Source organism: Azomonas macrocytogenes (assembly GCF_014191985.1).
In the GTDB taxonomy this organism is placed as follows: Bacteria; Pseudomonadota; Gammaproteobacteria; order Pseudomonadales; family Pseudomonadaceae; genus Azomonas; species Azomonas macrocytogenes.
In genome coordinates this window covers 1-16682 of record NZ_JACHXI010000017.1, presented here as the reverse complement: position 1 = coordinate 16682, position 16682 = coordinate 1, and the positions used below count along the sequence as shown (strand labels likewise).

Annotated in this window: 10 protein-coding genes; 9 read left to right on the top strand and 1 reads right to left on the bottom strand. The window is 48.6% G+C overall.

Features of this window, described 5'->3' with window-relative positions; translation table 11 throughout:
- Positions 1–8 precede the first annotated feature (8 nt).
- The 4 genes from FHR87_RS14435 (at position 9) to azu (ending at position 3914) form a co-directional block, all read left to right on the top strand.
- Entirely contained in the window at positions 9–1409 is a 1401-nt protein-coding gene (locus FHR87_RS14435; protein ID WP_183167415.1) for an aspartate aminotransferase family protein, read from the top strand.
- Between the two features lie 84 nt (positions 1410–1493).
- Positions 1494–1742: an MbtH family protein gene (locus FHR87_RS14430; protein ID WP_183167414.1), complete on the top strand. Its 249-nt coding sequence runs from the start codon at positions 1494–1496 to the stop codon at positions 1740–1742.
- A 9-nt stretch (positions 1743–1751) separates the two neighbouring features.
- Positions 1752–2501, top strand: a complete 750-nt coding sequence (locus FHR87_RS14425; RefSeq protein ID WP_183167413.1) for a thioesterase II family protein — start codon at positions 1752–1754, stop codon at positions 2499–2501.
- A gap of 993 nt (positions 2502–3494) precedes the next feature.
- Entirely contained in the window at positions 3495–3914 is a 420-nt protein-coding gene (gene azu / locus FHR87_RS14420; RefSeq protein WP_420826744.1) for an azurin, read from the top strand.
- Between the two features lie 43 nt (positions 3915–3957).
- Here azu and pvdQ read toward each other — a convergent pair whose 3' ends face one another.
- The gene (pvdQ, locus tag FHR87_RS14415) at positions 3958–6258 is read right to left on the bottom strand and encodes a bifunctional acylase PvdQ (protein WP_183167411.1); all 2301 of its coding nucleotides are present in this window, start codon (positions 6256–6258) and stop codon (positions 3958–3960) included.
- 645 nt (positions 6259–6903) lie between these two features.
- Here pvdQ and FHR87_RS14410 point away from each other — a divergent pair.
- From FHR87_RS14410 to FHR87_RS14390, 5 genes are all read left to right on the top strand, one after another.
- Positions 6904–7902: a FecR family protein gene (locus tag FHR87_RS14410; protein WP_183167410.1), complete on the top strand. Its 999-nt coding sequence runs from the start codon at positions 6904–6906 to the stop codon at positions 7900–7902.
- A 149-nt stretch (positions 7903–8051) separates the two neighbouring features.
- On the top strand, positions 8052–9716 hold the full coding sequence (locus tag FHR87_RS14405) for a cyclic peptide export ABC transporter (RefSeq protein WP_183167409.1): 1665 nt from the start codon (positions 8052–8054) through the stop codon (positions 9714–9716).
- 290 nt (positions 9717–10006) lie between these two features.
- Positions 10007–11335 carry a lysine N(6)-hydroxylase/L-ornithine N(5)-oxygenase family protein gene (locus tag FHR87_RS14400; RefSeq protein WP_183167408.1) on the top strand — a complete coding sequence of 443 codons (1329 nt, stop codon included), beginning with the start codon at positions 10007–10009 and terminating at the stop codon, positions 11333–11335.
- A 406-nt stretch (positions 11336–11741) separates the two neighbouring features.
- Positions 11742–14837: an efflux RND transporter permease subunit gene (locus FHR87_RS14395; protein WP_183167468.1), complete on the top strand. Its 3096-nt coding sequence runs from the start codon at positions 11742–11744 to the stop codon at positions 14835–14837.
- A 177-nt stretch (positions 14838–15014) separates the two neighbouring features.
- Positions 15015–16682: condensation domain-containing protein (locus tag FHR87_RS14390; protein WP_246336048.1), on the top strand; the 1668-nt coding region annotated here is incomplete at its 3' end.

The window sequence follows — 16682 nt, the reverse complement described above, 5'->3', positions numbered from 1 at the left end:
GCAGTGAAATGAGTTCAGCATCGGCGGAAATTGATCTTGTCACGTCCTGTGACGAGGAAGCGCTATTCCACTTCGAAGATAATCCGCTACTGGTGAGGCAGCAGCAGCAGGAATCCAATGCTCGCAGTTACCCACGACGCATTCCTTTGGCGCTCAAGCGCGCCCGCGGGATTCATGTTGAAGATATGGAAGGGCGGAGGTTTATCGATTGCCTTGCCGGCGCCGGCACGCTGGCTTTGGGGCACAACCACCCGGTCGTTGTGGAGGCCATCCGCCAGGTGCTGGCGGACGAATTGCCTCTGCATACCCTTGATCTCACCACTCCGGTCAAGGATCGCTTTGTTCAGGACTTATTTGCCGTTCTGCCGGCAGCGTTCAGTAAAAATGCCAAAATCCAGTTCTGTGGCCCCACGGGTACCGATGCAGTGGAGGCCGCCCTCAAACTGGTGCGGACGGCTACTGGGCGCAGCACTGTACTGGCCTTTCAGGGCGGCTATCACGGGATGAGCCAGGGGGCGCTCAGCCTGATGGGTAATCTCAAAGCCAAGCTGCCATTAGGAGCATTGCTCAGCCAAGGTGTGCAGTTCTTGCCTTATCCCTATGAATATCGCTGTCCGTTCGGGGTGGGCGGTCAGGAAGGTATCAAAATCAATCTGAATTATATTAAAAATCTCTTGAACGACCCTGAAGGTGGGGTGTTGCCCCCGGCTGCAGTGATCGTCGAAGCGGTACAAGGCGAGGGCGGTATGATTCCCGCTGCCAAAGAATGGCTGCAGGGTTTGCGTGAGCTTACTGCTGCAGCTGGAATACCACTGATCCTGGATGAGATCCAATCCGGCTTCGGTCGAACCGGAAAAATGTTTGCCTTCGAGCATGCGGAAATCGTACCGGACGTGATTGTATTGTCGAAAGCGATCGGTGGCAGCCTGCCACTGTCTGTAGTTGTCTATCAGGATAAATTCGATAAGTGGGAGCCGGGTGCCCATGCTGGCACCTTCCGCGGTAATCAAATGGCGATGGCCGCCGGTTCGGCCGTTATACGTTACATCGAGTCGGAAAATCTGATCTCGCATGCCGCTGACATGGGCGCACTGTTACGTGAGCGCTTGAGCGCCTTTCAAAAGTACTTCCCGGAGTTAGGCGAAATCCGTGGACTTGGATTAATGATTGGTGTGGAAATTGTCGATCCTGCCGGCCCCGTGGATGCTCTTGGACATCCGCCATTCAATTCCTTGCTGGCGTCGCGTATCCAACGTGAATGCCTCAAGCGCGGCCTGATCCTTGAGCTCGGTGGCCGTCAGGGCTGCGTGGTACGTTTTCTACCACCATTGATCATCACCGCAGAGCAAGTCGAACAGGTATCGCAAATTTTTGGAAAGGCGCTTTCAGCTGCCGTTGCGGCGCGTTAATTTTCCACAACGCCCATACGTTTTTCGGTTATCGCCATCGGCTTGGCGACTCTAACTTTCGTAACTATTAGTGGAGCGATAATCATGACCTCAGTATTTGATCGTGAAGATATTATTTTTCAAGTAGTCGTCAATCACGAAGAGCAATATTCCATCTGGCCTGATTATAAAGAAATACCCAAAGGCTGGCGTACCGTGGGCAAGAGTGGTTTCAAAAAAGAGTGCCTGGCTTATATAGAAGAAGTCTGGACCGATATGCGTCCTCTGAGTCTGCGCAAACATATGGAAGAGCAGGCGCGTAAAAAAGAAGCAGAAACACAAGCCATCCACTGAGGACGTGGAATGTCCAGTTTGCAAGTGTTCTGCCTACCTTATTCGGGCGCTAGCGCCATGGTTTATAGCCGCTGGCGGCGCAAGCTGCCTGAATGGTTGAACATTCGTCCGCTGGAATTACCCGGGCGCGGTTCGCGCCTGGGCGAGCCCTTGCAGACAGATATGCATGCCTTGGCCAGCCAGCTGGCCGCAGAACTGATTCGTGACATTGATGGGCCGTATGCGTTGTTTGGTCATAGCCTTGGAGCTTTGCTTGCTTTCGAAATCATTCACGCGCTGCGTGATTCAGGTGTTTCCTCTCCGGTATCGTTATTTGCCTCAGGCACTGCAGCGCCAACTCGCCGTGATGATTACAACCAGGGCTTTGCCAAGCCCAAAAGCGATGAACAACTGATCGAGGAACTTCGCGATCTACAAGGCACGCCACAAGAAGTATTGGATAATGCGGAGTTGATGAGCCTGACGTTACCGATCTTGCGCGCCGACTTTCTTATGTGTGGGCGCTACCAGTACCGACAGCGGCCAGGTTTGACCTGTCCGATTCATGTGCTCGGCGGTAAGGATGACAAGGCTACTCAGGAACAGCTGATCGCCTGGCAACTGGAGAGCGAAGGTAGGTTCTCGCTGGATATGATTCCAGGCAGTCACTTCTTTATTCATGAACATGAGTCGGAGGTGTTGCGGCTTCTCCAGGTTAAACTGAAGATGGATTTGGATGGGTATCTACGAAAAAAAGACTGCTATCACCATTGTTCCTGACTTTCCATGCAGTGATCTACTTAAAAAACTATCATTATACCAAGAGAGCAATGGGTAGTATGGAATCCATACTGCAAGTATTTATTCAATGGTGATGGTTTTAATTCGTGTCTGGTTTCAATGAATTGTTATACGTAATTATCTCTTTCTATTCCGGATAATGCTCCGAGAAAAATGTACCTAGCTTATAAAAGCCTCGACCATCTCTAGCCACTAGTCCGCTGGCTACGAGGCCTCTAAGCACTTGACCAACACTGATTCTTGATATTGGGGTTCCTGTTTGCTCAAGTATTCCATGCAATGTCTTGATTGGTACTCTGGCCCGCTCGGTTGTGGCTTTTCGCAAGGCATCGATTACCTTCAGGCGGATGAGAGTGGCTTTGATTCCAGCATTTTGTAGGATCTGTTTCGCAGGTAGGTATGAAATCATCGAACTAATTCCTTATTATTTGGAGTTTCCTGAAAATAAAAATATATCTAACTATTTACAATGGAAGATATTGTTTATTGATTGATCCTGCGGTGAGTTTTTCATGAGGTTCCAGTTTTGAATGTATGGCTGCTTTATGGCAGTAAGTAAAAAATGCTAAAGGGATTGATATATTAATAACGAATATATTCAAGAAAAAATTAAATTGAATTCAAGTGCGTTGGTGTTATTTTATGATTTGATATTATATTTATGGTGTCGATCATATGAAGACGTCGATGGTATCCCAGCTCAAGAAGTTTCAGGAGGAAAACCAGCGGTTGAAGAAGAGGACCTGGCTCAGACCATTTATTGTACCTCTCGATCAAAATAAGCTTGCAGGATAGCAAAATGACCTTCAGTCAGCCCCCGACAAACACAATGTGCTAAATGCTCCCTAAAGCAACCAGCATGAAAGTCGTTTGGTACATGATGCTATTGGAGCAATAAGTGACTCTGATATAATCAACCATTTTTACTGGAGGTTTTTTATGATTCGCCCAATGCTGACTGCGGCGGCTCTTATGTTGTCAAGTTTCGCTGCTTGGTCTGCGGATAAGTGTGCAGTCGAGATTACCAGCACGGATCAAATGACTTTTGATAGCAAACTCATATCGATCCCAAAAAGCTGTTCATCTTTTACAGTCACTTTGCTTCATTCAGGTGAAATGCCTAAAGAAGTGATGGGGCATAACTGGGTGCTTACTCGTGCTGCGGATATGCAAGCGGTTGCACAGGACGGCTGGTCTGCAGGTATAGCGAATGGCTATTTGAAAAAAAACGACACTCGAGTAATTGCTCATACCAAACTGATTGGAGGCGGCGAACGGGATAGCATCACCATTGATACATCTAAGCTGGAAACTGGTGAGAAGTATCACTTTTTCTGTTCCGTCCCAGCGCATTTATCTGTAATGAAAGGCGAACTCACGTTTGGTGTGTAAGCCTCTCAAAAGGCTGGCGAAACAAGCCAGCCTCGATGCCCTTTCATTTCAATTGTAATTTTTCGACTTCTTTGTCCGCTTGTATTTGATTCTTCGTGAACGGTAGCGGTTGCCAGTCCTGTTTTGAAAAAAGCTCCGTCTGGTCTTTGAAATGAGGCGAGTCTGGGTCGCTTGACTGCGAAAAGGTAAGTAGGCCTTTTGCAACGGGCCCTTGGTTGTCAAAGCTAACCAATTGAATGTAGCTGCTTCCGCTTATGACTTCCATGTTGTGTTCCATTCCTGATTCGCTCTGGATCGCGTTATAAATACCTAAACGTCCATCGCCTCCTGGAATGGAGATTTTCTGTTCTCCTCGATGGATAAACTGTACCTGACCCCATTTGGCCTGGTTGGTTAATCCCATCGTTGCCACTTTCCTGGCAGCATTAGCCAGTATCTGCTCGATCTTTTGCCCTACCTCAGCTTGTTGCCAGGCGATACCTCGTGGTGTATTCAGCGGCTTGGCAGGATCGAAGGGGAATCTCCAAAGTCCGTCCCCCTCAAGGAACTCATTGGCAAATGCCTGGAAAAACAGTAGTCCTAGGCTGCTTTCCAACCCAGCTCGTCGATCCCAGGCGGCCATTGCCGAGCACGCGGAGGATATTCGAAGATTACCTGTCTGCGAGCCGCAAAAATCCAGCAAATCGTCCAGGATCAAGTCAGCAAGATAAACACGCTCATTGGTTACCAGGCGCTGTAGAAATTCTTCACTCAGCGGTTGCCCATTTCTGGCCAGAATTTCTGAAAGTGCAAATCGTGCTCGCATTCCCAGCGGTTTACTTTCTTGGCTTATTAAAGGAGAGAAGCCGGCCAGTGGTTGATGAGGATTGGTCAGCCATGCACTATCGTTGGAGTTTTGCAGAAAGTCGTGCCGTACCAGTACGGGTAAATTCCGGGCTGCAACAATACCTCGTTGAGCGGCGCCGGAATCAGCTTGCCAGGCGCATGCTGTCTTGCTGCCATCCAGACCCGGTAGTCCAGTTGCAATAACCGAAGGTAAAACGCATGTTTGCAAACGTTCAGGTGGGATGTGTGGCACGACAGACGCATTCATATAGATAGCGTTGCCTTTATCATCTACCGCCAGCGTATTCACCCAAGGAATGCCTTGGACGTGGGAAATAGCCGTACGTAATGAATTAATATCAGTGGCTTGATTGATTTCATCCCACTGCTGCAAGACACGAGTATTCGAGAGATTGGCGTCTTGTAAGGCGAAGGTTTGTTGATCGTCCCAATCGAGTAAACCGGGGATCGTTAGGAGCGGGCCGAATAATGATTCGTAGAATGTATGAGAAACGGTTGAAAGCATCCCGTTTGGCTCTTTTACCTGTATAGACACCTCTGTTTTTTGGAACGGATGGCTTTCTCCATCAATGAGATACTGATTGCGATTTTGCGGATCAAGAGCCAGGCGATGGAGTGTGAAGTGGCTCGATTTATCAACGGTATGAGTCCAGGCCATATGTTGATTAAAACCAATGTTCACAACTGGTAATCCCGGCAATGCAGCGCCCATAACGTCCAGTCGTCCGGGAATGCTTAGATGCAGCTCATAAAACCGCATTCCGCCCGACCAGGGAAAATGGGGATTGGCCAACAGCCTTCCTTTTTTGTTTTCGGTAAGCGTGCCGCCCACTGCAATAGCGTTACTGCCTCGATCAAGCGCGAACCGGTTAATGCTCGATAGCATTGCGTCGGTACGCAAAAGTGCAGTGGTGTTTGTAGCACTTTCTGATGGAGGAGAGGCTGCTAGCAAAGGGTTCACAAAACGCCCAATTCCGCCTTCCACCAGCAATCGGCGTGTAAGGCTAACAAGGTCACTCTCTTTCAGAGACCGGAGCCAGTCAGCCTGTCTACAGGCTGTAGGCAGCACTTCGCTTGGTGTTTCGGCCAGGTACCGATTGAAACCGGCTACATATCCTGATAACCGTTGCTGCATGGCCAATGTCTGTGAAGCCCAAAATGTTTGTATACGCTCAGGGCTGTTCAGCCAACGGAAAAAAAGATCGGATTCGATGTTGTTCTGCTTGGCAGATGATTCGCCCTTTCGCCCAAAATATCGGCTTCGTTCACCATTGACCGTCACCACTTCGTCGGCCAACAGGCACAAGTTATCACGTGCATAGACGTAACCGATGCCATAGCCAAGTCCAAAGTCATTTTGGGCTTCTATGTGAGGAATACCCAGCGACGACCAACTGATTTCCGCTTTAAAAGGCGAATCAGCAGAAAGCTGGCTCGCCCATAGAGGTACGGCCAGGCAACACAATGCCAACCCTCTAAAGAACTGGGATATCCGCATGGTTGCTCCTTCTGGATATGAAGAGAGCCGCCGAGGCGACTCATCAATGCGCTACCAAAAGACGTAGTTGATATCTGCCAATTTAGAAATAGGCTTGCAGAATGTGAATTAGATCGCTTGGTACGATCTATGTAGTACATTCAAGGCCGGCGTTAGAGCAGAGCAGGAGGATCAGAACACTGCTGGCGATATTTTTGGAAGAAAGAAAATTGACGAGGCGAACGAAAATCGATGAAGCGGCTGAAGCAACAGAAAACGACGCCGATGCAGGGTTGATGAGCAGATGAGTATTATCATTTTATAGATTATAAAGGTTAGCTGGCGTTTTTTTTCAAAAGGATATATAGTTTAATAAGATATTTATAATTTAATATATAATAAAATGGCTTAATTTATTTATATCTAATTTAGTGAGTAAATTAATATATTTAAATTTTTGATTTTAATAGGTGTTGTGTCTGTGATGTTGAGCTATGTGTGAAATTGAATTTATATATTAAAATTATTGATTGTATTTTTATGATGCTGATGTGTGATCTTCTATGGGAGATATATTCTGAAACATAAATTTAAATTTTTTCCATGCTCGATTTTATGTTAAGTGTCAATACATGAAATATCTAAAATTAGTGATCAGTACGCATCATGACGAGCCGAAATAAAGCACCGCTAACAAACGACAGCATCATCGACGAGGCTGCTCACTGGTGCATGCGTTTACATTCAGGAGAATGTACTGATCAGGAGCGAAAAGAATTCGATCATTGGTTGAAGAGCTCGCCTGTGCATGCGCGAGAATACAAAGCGATGCAGGAAATTTGGTTTTTTAGCGAGCGGCTACCACGGAAAGCCCAGCGCCCTAACGCACTTCCATCTTATCAGCGGCCCCTAACGAGGACTCTTTGCTCGCGGCTACGCCCATCGTTGGCCATGGCCAGCACCATACTGGTTACGTTATTTGTTGGCGGGTGGTTCGGCTGGCAAAAAGATCTGGTGCCAAATTGGTATCAGCATTTTAGTACAAGTAATGTCGTTCAGCGTGTTGAGCTGGTGGACGGATCTCAAGTCGAGCTGAATCTGAATACAGCCTTTACATACCTGAATTTTCGTCAACATCGAAGCGTAACGCTTACGGACGGCGAAGCTTTTTTTAAAGTAAACAAAGATATGTCTCGGCCTTTCATTGTGAAGGCCGGCAAAGGAAGCATTACGGTTACAGGCACTCAATTCAATGTCTGGAAATATGCTGATCAGGTTATCGTTACCCTCACAGAGGGATCTGTAAAGGTCATGAATGATGCAGACGGGGCTAAACAGGCCGCCATGCTTTCTCCCGGAATGCAAGCCCGCTACGCTTCATCGATGCCCCATATTAGCGTTCAATTTGTCGATACGGAGTCCGCTTTGGCTTGGCGAGATGGCAAGCTGATCCTCAACAATCTGACGCTAGTCGAAGCCTTGCCTTTGATCAATCAATACCTCGACAAGCCGGTTCTTTTAGGGGATAGCGCTCCAGTAAATAGCCGCATAGGTGGGATCTACAATACGCGTAACATCAGTGATTTGGTCCACGCACTACCCAGGGTTTTACCGATCTCTTTGAGCCAAAATACTGAGGGTAACGTCATCATTAATGGCAAATAGGCTGATAGCAAAGCAAGATAGTCAGCGCACCTCATAGCAGTAAACTTGTAAATTTAGACAAGACCTTCTCGTTTCTAGTGGATGGCAACCTCGACAACGAACGTTGTTGTTTGCTGCCGTCTGCCAAGGGTATTTAACGAGAAGGTAGCATGATGAGCCAAGCCAATAGTCTTGCGCAGGAAACCTTTAGGATTCTCAAGCCATTTTGGTGGCAAGTCGCATTATCGGTAATCCTAGGGATTGCCAGCGGCCTCAGTGTGACGGCTCTATTGGCCTGTATCAATGACGCACTGAATATCAATGAGCCCCCCACCATACGCATGGCTCTATTCTTTGCCGGGCTTTGCATCCTGACGGTCCTGAGCGCAACACTGTCGCATCTCTTGACCAATTATATTGGTCAATGGGTAGTTTCGGGGCTACGTCGCGACCTGTCTGCCAAAGTGTTGGTTGCCCCCATTGAGCAATTGGAGCGCTATCGATCCCATCGATTAATCCCTGTTTTACTGACTGATGTCGAGACGATCAGTACCTTTGCGCTATCCGTGGCGCCTATGATTATCTCATTTACTGTGACATTAGGGTGTCTGATTTATTTAACTATGCTTTCCTGGCAGATTCTAATAATAACTCTAGCCACTCTGGTTCTAGGCACCGGAGCTCAGTACATAGCTCGCTACTTTGGAATGAAACACATCCTCTCCGCCCGAAACGGTGAAGATGAATTGCAAAGCTATTATCAAGCCATATCTGCCGGGGCGAAAGAACTACGAATACAACGCAAGCGTCGTCAGCATATGTTGGAAGAGCAGATTCACGGTACAGTCGATCTTATCTGCCAATCCAATATTCGCGCAGCCAATATTTTTATTAGTGCTGAAACTTTCGGTTCAATACTATTCTTTGCGGTTATCGGTGTTTCCATAGCCTTTCAAGCTATCTGGTCAAGCACTGATAAAACGATCTTGGGTGGCTTCGTTTTGGTCATGCTGTACATGAAGGGGCCACTGGAGCAGTTGGTCAACACCATACCTATTATCAGTCGTGCAAAAATTGCTTTTCAGCGCATCGCTGAGCTTTCCTGGCGTTTCTCATCACCAGAGCCCCACCTGTTGACAAGCGATCAGCCGCTTGCCATTGAGCAACCGCAACGTATTGAGTTGTGCAACGTGTGCTACGACTATCCCATCGTTCCAGGCAGCGAGCCTTTCCGTCTAGGGCCGGTAAACTTGACCATTGAGCGTGGGGAAATCTTATTCATCGTTGGCGAGAACGGTTGTGGTAAGACTACTTTGATCAAGCTATTGCTTGGTCTCTATACGCCCCATCGCGGAGAGATTCGATTGAATGGTCAGCCGGTTGCTCCAGAGCACCGAGATGACTATCGGCAGCTATTTACGACGATCTTTGCTGATTACTATTTATTCGATAAGCCCATGCATGGGCAGATGATTGCGTCGATAGACGTCGAAAAATATCTTCAACGCCTTGACCTTGCTCACAAGGTGAGTATCCATGACGGCGCTTTTACGACCACAGATCTTTCTACTGGGCAGCGTAAGCGCCTGGCATTAATCAATGCCTGGCTGGAAGAGCGTCCAATCTTAATCTTTGATGAATGGGCCGCTGATCAGGATCCGGCTTTTCGCCGTGTCTTCTACACCGAGCTGCTTCCAGAGCTCAAGGCTCAGGGAAAAATGATTATTGTCATTTCCCACGATGACCGTTATTTCAACGTGGCCGACCACTTGATACACATGCAAGATGGTCAAGCCATCACTGAACGATCGAAGCAGACAGCACAGCCAGCCTAATATTCTGAAGGCTGCGCATTTCACGTGGAAATCAATAGTTACCTCGGTTTTTTACCTATATGTCCCGATTCGGAGAAGGTTTCTGCCTGAGAGAAGAGGCGTTGGAAAGATATAAGATGCGAACAAGATGGCGCTTCTTCAACTAATAAAAATTATTAAATATTAACTTTAATAATTAAATTTGGCTTTGTTTATCTCGTCCTTCTGATTATGCCTACAGCCATGATAGGCCTGGCTTGTCCACACGCCGGTTATTTTATTTAGAACCCGAAACTATAGAAGATATGCACATGAATCAGGCAATTAAATTAAGTGAAATCCATGATTTGATCGGTATCGGCTTCGGCCCTTCGAACATTGCTCTAGCAATCGCGCTTGAAGAAATGAGCAGTAAATATGGTAGTCTGAAGACGCTATATCTGGATAAACAGAAAAATTACAGTTGGCACGGTAATACTTTGTCGACTCAGAGCGAGTTACAGATTTCTTTCCTCAAGGATTTGGTTTCGCTGCGCAATCCCACCAGCCGTTACTCTTTTGTCAATTACCTGCACGAGCATGGTCGCCTGATTGACTTTATCAACCTTGGTACTTTTTACCCGTGTCGTATGGAGTTCAATGACTACTTACGCTGGGTTGCCAGTCATTTTTCCAGCCAGTGCCGCTATGGCGAACAGGTCATTGGTATTGAACCGCAGAAAAATGGCCAACAGGTCGAAACGCTGCGTGTGATTTCACACGACAGCGAAGGTCAGGAAATAGTACGCAGCACTCGTTCCCTTGTGGTCAGTGTCGGCGGTACTCCAATTATTCCCGAATTATTTGAGGGGTTGCGTGGCGATTCTCGTGTTAGCCATCACTCTCATTACCTGCAATGGATTTCCATGCAACCTTGTATTGCTGGCAAAGCCATGCGAATCGCTATCATTGGTGGTGGTCAGAGCGCGGCAGAAGCCTTTATCGATCTCAATGATAGTTTTCCAAACGTTCAGGTCGATATGATATTGCGCGGTTCGGCACTTAAACCCGCAGATGATAGTCCTTTCGTCAATGAAATTTTTTCACCGGCTTTTACTGACGTAATGTTTCACCAGTCGGAGGCTGACCGTCAGCGCCTACTCGAGGAATATCACAACACTAATTATTCAGTAGTAGATATCGATCTGATTGAACGTATTTACGGTATATTCTATCGACAGAAAGTTTCTGGCAACCAACGCCACGCTTTTCGGTGTCTGCGGCAGATCGAAAAGGTAGATGCTAATCCAAATGACATCGCTCTAACCCTATGTAACACTACTAATGGCGATATCGAAACTCATTATTACGATGCAGTTATCCTCGCCACTGGCTATGAACGCCAAGAGCATCACCAGTTGCTCGCTCAGCTTCAAGAGTATCTAGGTGATTTCCGTATAAGCCGTAATTATCGTCTGTTGGCTGACGAGCGTCTCAAACCAGCAATCTTTATGCAGGGTGTTTGTCAATCCAGCCACGGTCTGAGCGATACGCTTTTATCTGTTCTGCCTGTACGTGCAGAGGAAATCGCCAGTTCTATTCATGAAGTAATTGGCAAAACCAGTGTGGTTGAAGTTGAACATCTCGAATCAGTTAATTAACTGGGAGTTATTCACGCATTAAGCGTAATAAAAATGAAAAAAGCCAGCGCTTCTTCGATTTGCCTGGCTTTTTCATCGTGCATACCGGTATCCTCGATATTACTTCGGATTGCCGAATAAATATTCGACAATGCAGCGCTCCCAACAGGATTCTATCAATCAATGGCAGAATTTCACTTCAGCTAATAAATGACTTGCTGATTATTTTGTTTATATGGATTATCAAATACCATGGCTGTTGATAGTGATTTAATAATTCCAATTTAACTTATTAATGACTATGGTTCTTATTATAGGTGAGGGATGAGATCGGGCTATGTTTTAATAAGCCTGTACTCTTGCTTATTTGAGCGCAGAACTGTTGATCAGTTCTAGGGCGATGTCCGTCATTCTATTGTTTATATTGATGAATTTGTCAGCCCCCTTTATCAGTCGCCCCGTAGCCACCATGTTGCTGAGCGTGGCTATTTTGCTTCTGGGCTTTGTTAGCTTTGGGCTATTACCCCTTTCTCCCTTACCGAAGCTCGATTTCCCGACCGTTTACGTCGAGGCTTCGTTGCCCGGCGCCAGTCCGGAGGTTATGGCTTCCAGTGTTGCAACGCCGCTTGAGCGAGCTCTGGGAACGATTGCCGGGATCAGCCAGATGAGTAGCACCAGCACTCTGGGTTCGACTGGTATATTCCTTCAGTTCGAAATGGATAAAGACATCAACAGCGCCGCTCGTGAAGTGCAGGCTGCTATCAATGCGTCGAGAAATCTATTACCCAGCGGCATGCGCAGTATGCCTACCTATAGTCTGTACAATCCTGCACAAGCGCCCATCATGGTACTGGCAGTAACGTCGGATACGCTGGAGCGAAGCAGGCTTTACGATGTAGCTTCCAGCATTCTAGTTCCCAAGTTGGCTCAGATAGCCGGGGTCGGAAAAATCAATGTAGGAGGAAGTTCGTTGCCAGCTGTGCGGATTGAACTGCAGCCCAAACAGCTGGAGCAGTATAGCGTATCGCTGGAGCAGGTTCGTGAAGTCGTTGCCGCTGCCAATGTAAGCCAGCCAAAAGGGATGGTAGAAACGGCATGGCAACATTGGCAGGTTGGTGCCAACGACCAATTACATCAGGCGTCGGATTATCGTCCGCTGATCATCCGCCAGCAAAACGGTGCCACCCTGCGCTTGGGGGATGTAGCTCATATCAGTGATGCCACAGAGAATCGCTATAACACAGGGTTGTTCAATGATGGGCAGGCAGTGCTATTAATGGTCTATCGGCAAGCTGATGCCAACATCATCGAGACGATCAGTGGCATCAAGGCTAGCTTGCCGGCTCTGCAGGCGATTTTGCCAGCCAGTATGGAGGTGGCGATAGCCACCGACCGCTCACCCACGATCCGTGCCACCTTGCATGAGGCGGAGCTTACCCTGCTGGTTTCAGTGGCTCTGGTCATGCTTCTCGTGCTGTTATTTCTTGGAAAGTTGCATAGCACCTTGATTCCTGCACTGGCAGTACCGATTTCGCTGATCGGTACCTTTGCCGTGATGTATCTGCTGGGTTTTTCGCTCAATATCCTGTCACTGATGGCATTGATTCTGGCCGCTGGGCTGGTCGTGGACGATGTCATCGTTGTGCTGGAGAACATTACTCGGCATATCGATGATGGTGTATCGCCTTTACAGGCTGCTTACCTCGGTAGCCAGGAAATAGGTTTCACTCTGCTGTCAATGAATGTCTCGCTGGTTTCAGTGTTTGCCTCCATCTTGTTCATGGGGGGTATCGTCGAGCAGCTGTTTTTCGAATTTTCTCTAACCCTGATTGCGGCTATCGTCCTGTCGCTACTGATTTCTCTGACACTTACTCCGATGTTGTGCGCTCGCTGGTTAACGCCATATAAGCCGGCCCTAAAAAATCGTTTGCAGCGTCTGAGCTATGCCGTTGATAGGCGGTTATTACACCACTATGAACGTAGCCTGAAGTGGGCCTTGCAGCATAGACGCCTGATTTTGTTTGGCTTGCTGACTATTATCGGTTTGAACGTCGTGCTGTTTCTCCAGGTTCCCAAAACCTTTTTTCCGTCTCAAGATACGGGCCAGCTCTATGGCTACGTCAGCGGCGATGAAGGTATGTCATTTCAGAGCATGCAACCCAAAATGATGCAGTATCTTCAAGCGATCAAGGCTGATCCAGCCGTGCAGAGTGTCGCGGCTTTTCTTGGTGGCGAAAGTGGCAGTAGCAATGCGTTCATGGTGGTTCGTTTGAAACCACTTGGCGAGCGGGATGTGTCAGCTAGCAAAGTTATCGAACGGATTCGCTACAACCAACCGATAGTGTTCGGCGCACGTTTATTTTTGCGGGTCTCACAAGACCTTGATTTCGGTGTCGGACGGCAAAGCGGTTCACAATATGTCTTCAATTTGCTTTCGGATGATATGGCAGCACTACGCCTTTGGGCACCGAAGGTAATCCAGGCTCTGAAGAATCTACCTCAACTTACTGGTATCGATGCCAATGATGGTGAAGGTATCCAGCAACTCACATTGACGGTCGACCGTGATATAGCGAAACGCCTGGGGATCGATATGAATGCAGTAAGCACACTGTTAAACAATTCATATAGCCAGCGCCAGATTTCGACTATTTATGGCAACCTCAACCAGTACAAGGTCGTGATGGGAATCGATCCAGCCTTTGCACAGTATGCCACGGCATTGGACAGTCTTTATCTGACCACTACCGATGGTCGAAAAATTCCCGTGACAGCCTTTGCACACTACGAACTCAGCCTCGAGCAAGAGCGAGTCAACCATGATGGACTCTTTGCCGTCGAACCTATCAATTTTGACTTGGCACCGAATATCAATCTGGAAGAAGCCACTCGCGCTATCGAGCGTGCAGTAATCGCTATTGGCTTACCTGACAGCGTGCAAGGGCGCATGGGAGGGAGTGCCAGCGTTTTCCAACAAACGCAAGAGGGGCAACCGCTGATGATTCTAGGCGCCTTGATTGCTGTGTATATCGTGCTTGGCATTCTTTACGAGAGTTACATTCACCCGCTGACCGTGTTGTCCACCTTGCCTTCGGCTGGTGTTGGCGCGCTTTTGGCTATCGTCATAACCGGGCAGGAATTTAGCCTGATTTCGTTGCTCGGTTTATTTTTGCTGATCGGGATTGTAATGAAAAACGCCATTATGATGATCGACTTGGCATTACAGCTGGAGCGCCGTTACAGTCTGTCTACGGGCGAAGCCATCTACCGTGCCTGCCTGCTACGGTTTCGGCCGATTCTTATGACAACCCTGGCGGCGATTCTGGGCGCACTTCCCTTGTTGATCGGTCAGGGCGAAGGTGCAGAAATTCGCCAGCCGCTAGGTTTGGCGATAATCGGTGGTCTGCTCCTGAGCCAGCTATTGACGCTGTACAGTACTCCGGTGGTGTACCTGTACCTTGATCGGCTATGGCTACGAGTCACACAAAATGAATATCAAGGAGACCTTGAGGTAATCAAGTAAACACAAGCCAATGACTGGTTTACCTCTGCCAAATGATTGAGTTTTCCAAGTGAGCTGCCAGGGGTATCGATAGCTTTCTTTCACTTCAAGACCTTTAAATCCGTTTAATTTTCTTTCGTCCTAGTGTGCATATCTCGAGCTAATAGCCCGTTGCTGAACAGTTTAAGGACGGAAGGTATGAATACTAAGAATGCACTAGGACTGGCCCACCGATTCATCGAGCTACCGTTAGAAAAGCGCAAATTATTTCTCGAAGGACTGAGTCGGGAAAAGCTGGATTTCAGGGTGTTTCCAATTCCGGCCGGCGTAATAGTGCCTGAACGAGAAATGCTGTCCTATGCCCAGCAACGGATGTGGTTTCTTTGGCAGCTCGACCCGGAAAGTGCAGCCTACAATTTGCCAGGGGCCGTGCGGTTATATGGTCGGCTGAATGTAGCGGCACTGGAGCAGGCTTTTGCCGCATTAGTAACACGACATGAAACGCTGCGTAGTACTTTTCATTTACGTGATGAGCAGCCGATCCGGGTCATTCACGAGCAGATCATATTGGAGCTGGTGCAGCAGGATTTGCGCGAGCTGTCCGAGGTGGAGCGCACCGTACAGGCCAGGCTGCTGTCCGAGGCAGAGGCTATGCGTCCTTTCGATCTGGAACATGGACCGCTGTTGCGTTTGAAGTTGCTGCGGCTGGCTGAGCAGGAGCATGTCTTGCTGGTGACGCTGCATCACATTGTCTCCGACGGCTGGTCCATGGGCGTACTGATCGACGAATTCAGCCGGTTGTATCAGGCTTATAGCGAAGGTCGGACAGCAGCGTTGGCCGAGCTGCCAATCCAGTACAGCGATTATGCCCTCTGGCAACGTCAATGGCTGGAAGCCGGCGAGATGCAGCGCCAACTCGATTACTGGACCGCCCACGTGGGAGACGAGCATCCAGTACTGGCTTTACCGACTGATCATGCCCGTCCGCCACAGCCGAGTTATCGAGGTATGCGGCTGGAGTTCTCCATTGATCCCGTACTTGCCGAACAGCTCCGCAGCTTGGCGCAACAGCAAGGCATCACCTTGTTTATGCTGCTGCTGGCGTCCTTCATGCTGCTGTTACAACGTTACACTGGACAAAACGATATCCGGGTCGGTGTACCTATTGCCAACCGTAATCGCGCTGAGACCGAAGGGCTGATTGGGTTTTTCGTTAATACCCAAGTACTGCGCTGTGAGTTCGATGGCCAGATGCGATTCGACGAGTTGTTGCAACAGGTCAGGCAGGCCGCACTCGGTGCTCAAGCCCATCAGGAACTGCCATTCGAGCAGTTGGTGGAAGCGCTACAAGTAGAGCGCAACCTGAGCTACAACCCCCTGTTCCAGGCACTATACAACCATCAATCAATGGTGGCTGATGTCGAGGCACTGACGACCGGTGAGTTGAAGCTCAGTCGCCAAGAGTGGGAAGGACGTACGACACAGTTCGATCTCAGCCTGGATACGCTGGAAAAATCCGGGCGACTGGAAGCAGCGTTGACCTATGCGGTCGATCTGTTCGAACGGTCCACGGCTGAACGCATGATTGGGCATTGGCAGAATCTGCTGCGCGGTATCGTTACTAACCCCAGGCAGCGCCTTGCCGAACTGCCTTTGCTGGGAGATGCCGAACGTGAGCAGATCCTGCACGAATGGAACCAGACCCAGGCGAGCTATCCCAGCGAGCAGTGCATCCAGCAACTGATCGAAGCCCAGGCAGCGCGAACGCCGAACGCCACTGCCGTGGTCTTCGGCGAGCAGCACCTGAGCTATGACCAGCTGAACCGCCAGGCCAACCGCCTGGCCCACAAGCTTCGCGAACAGGGC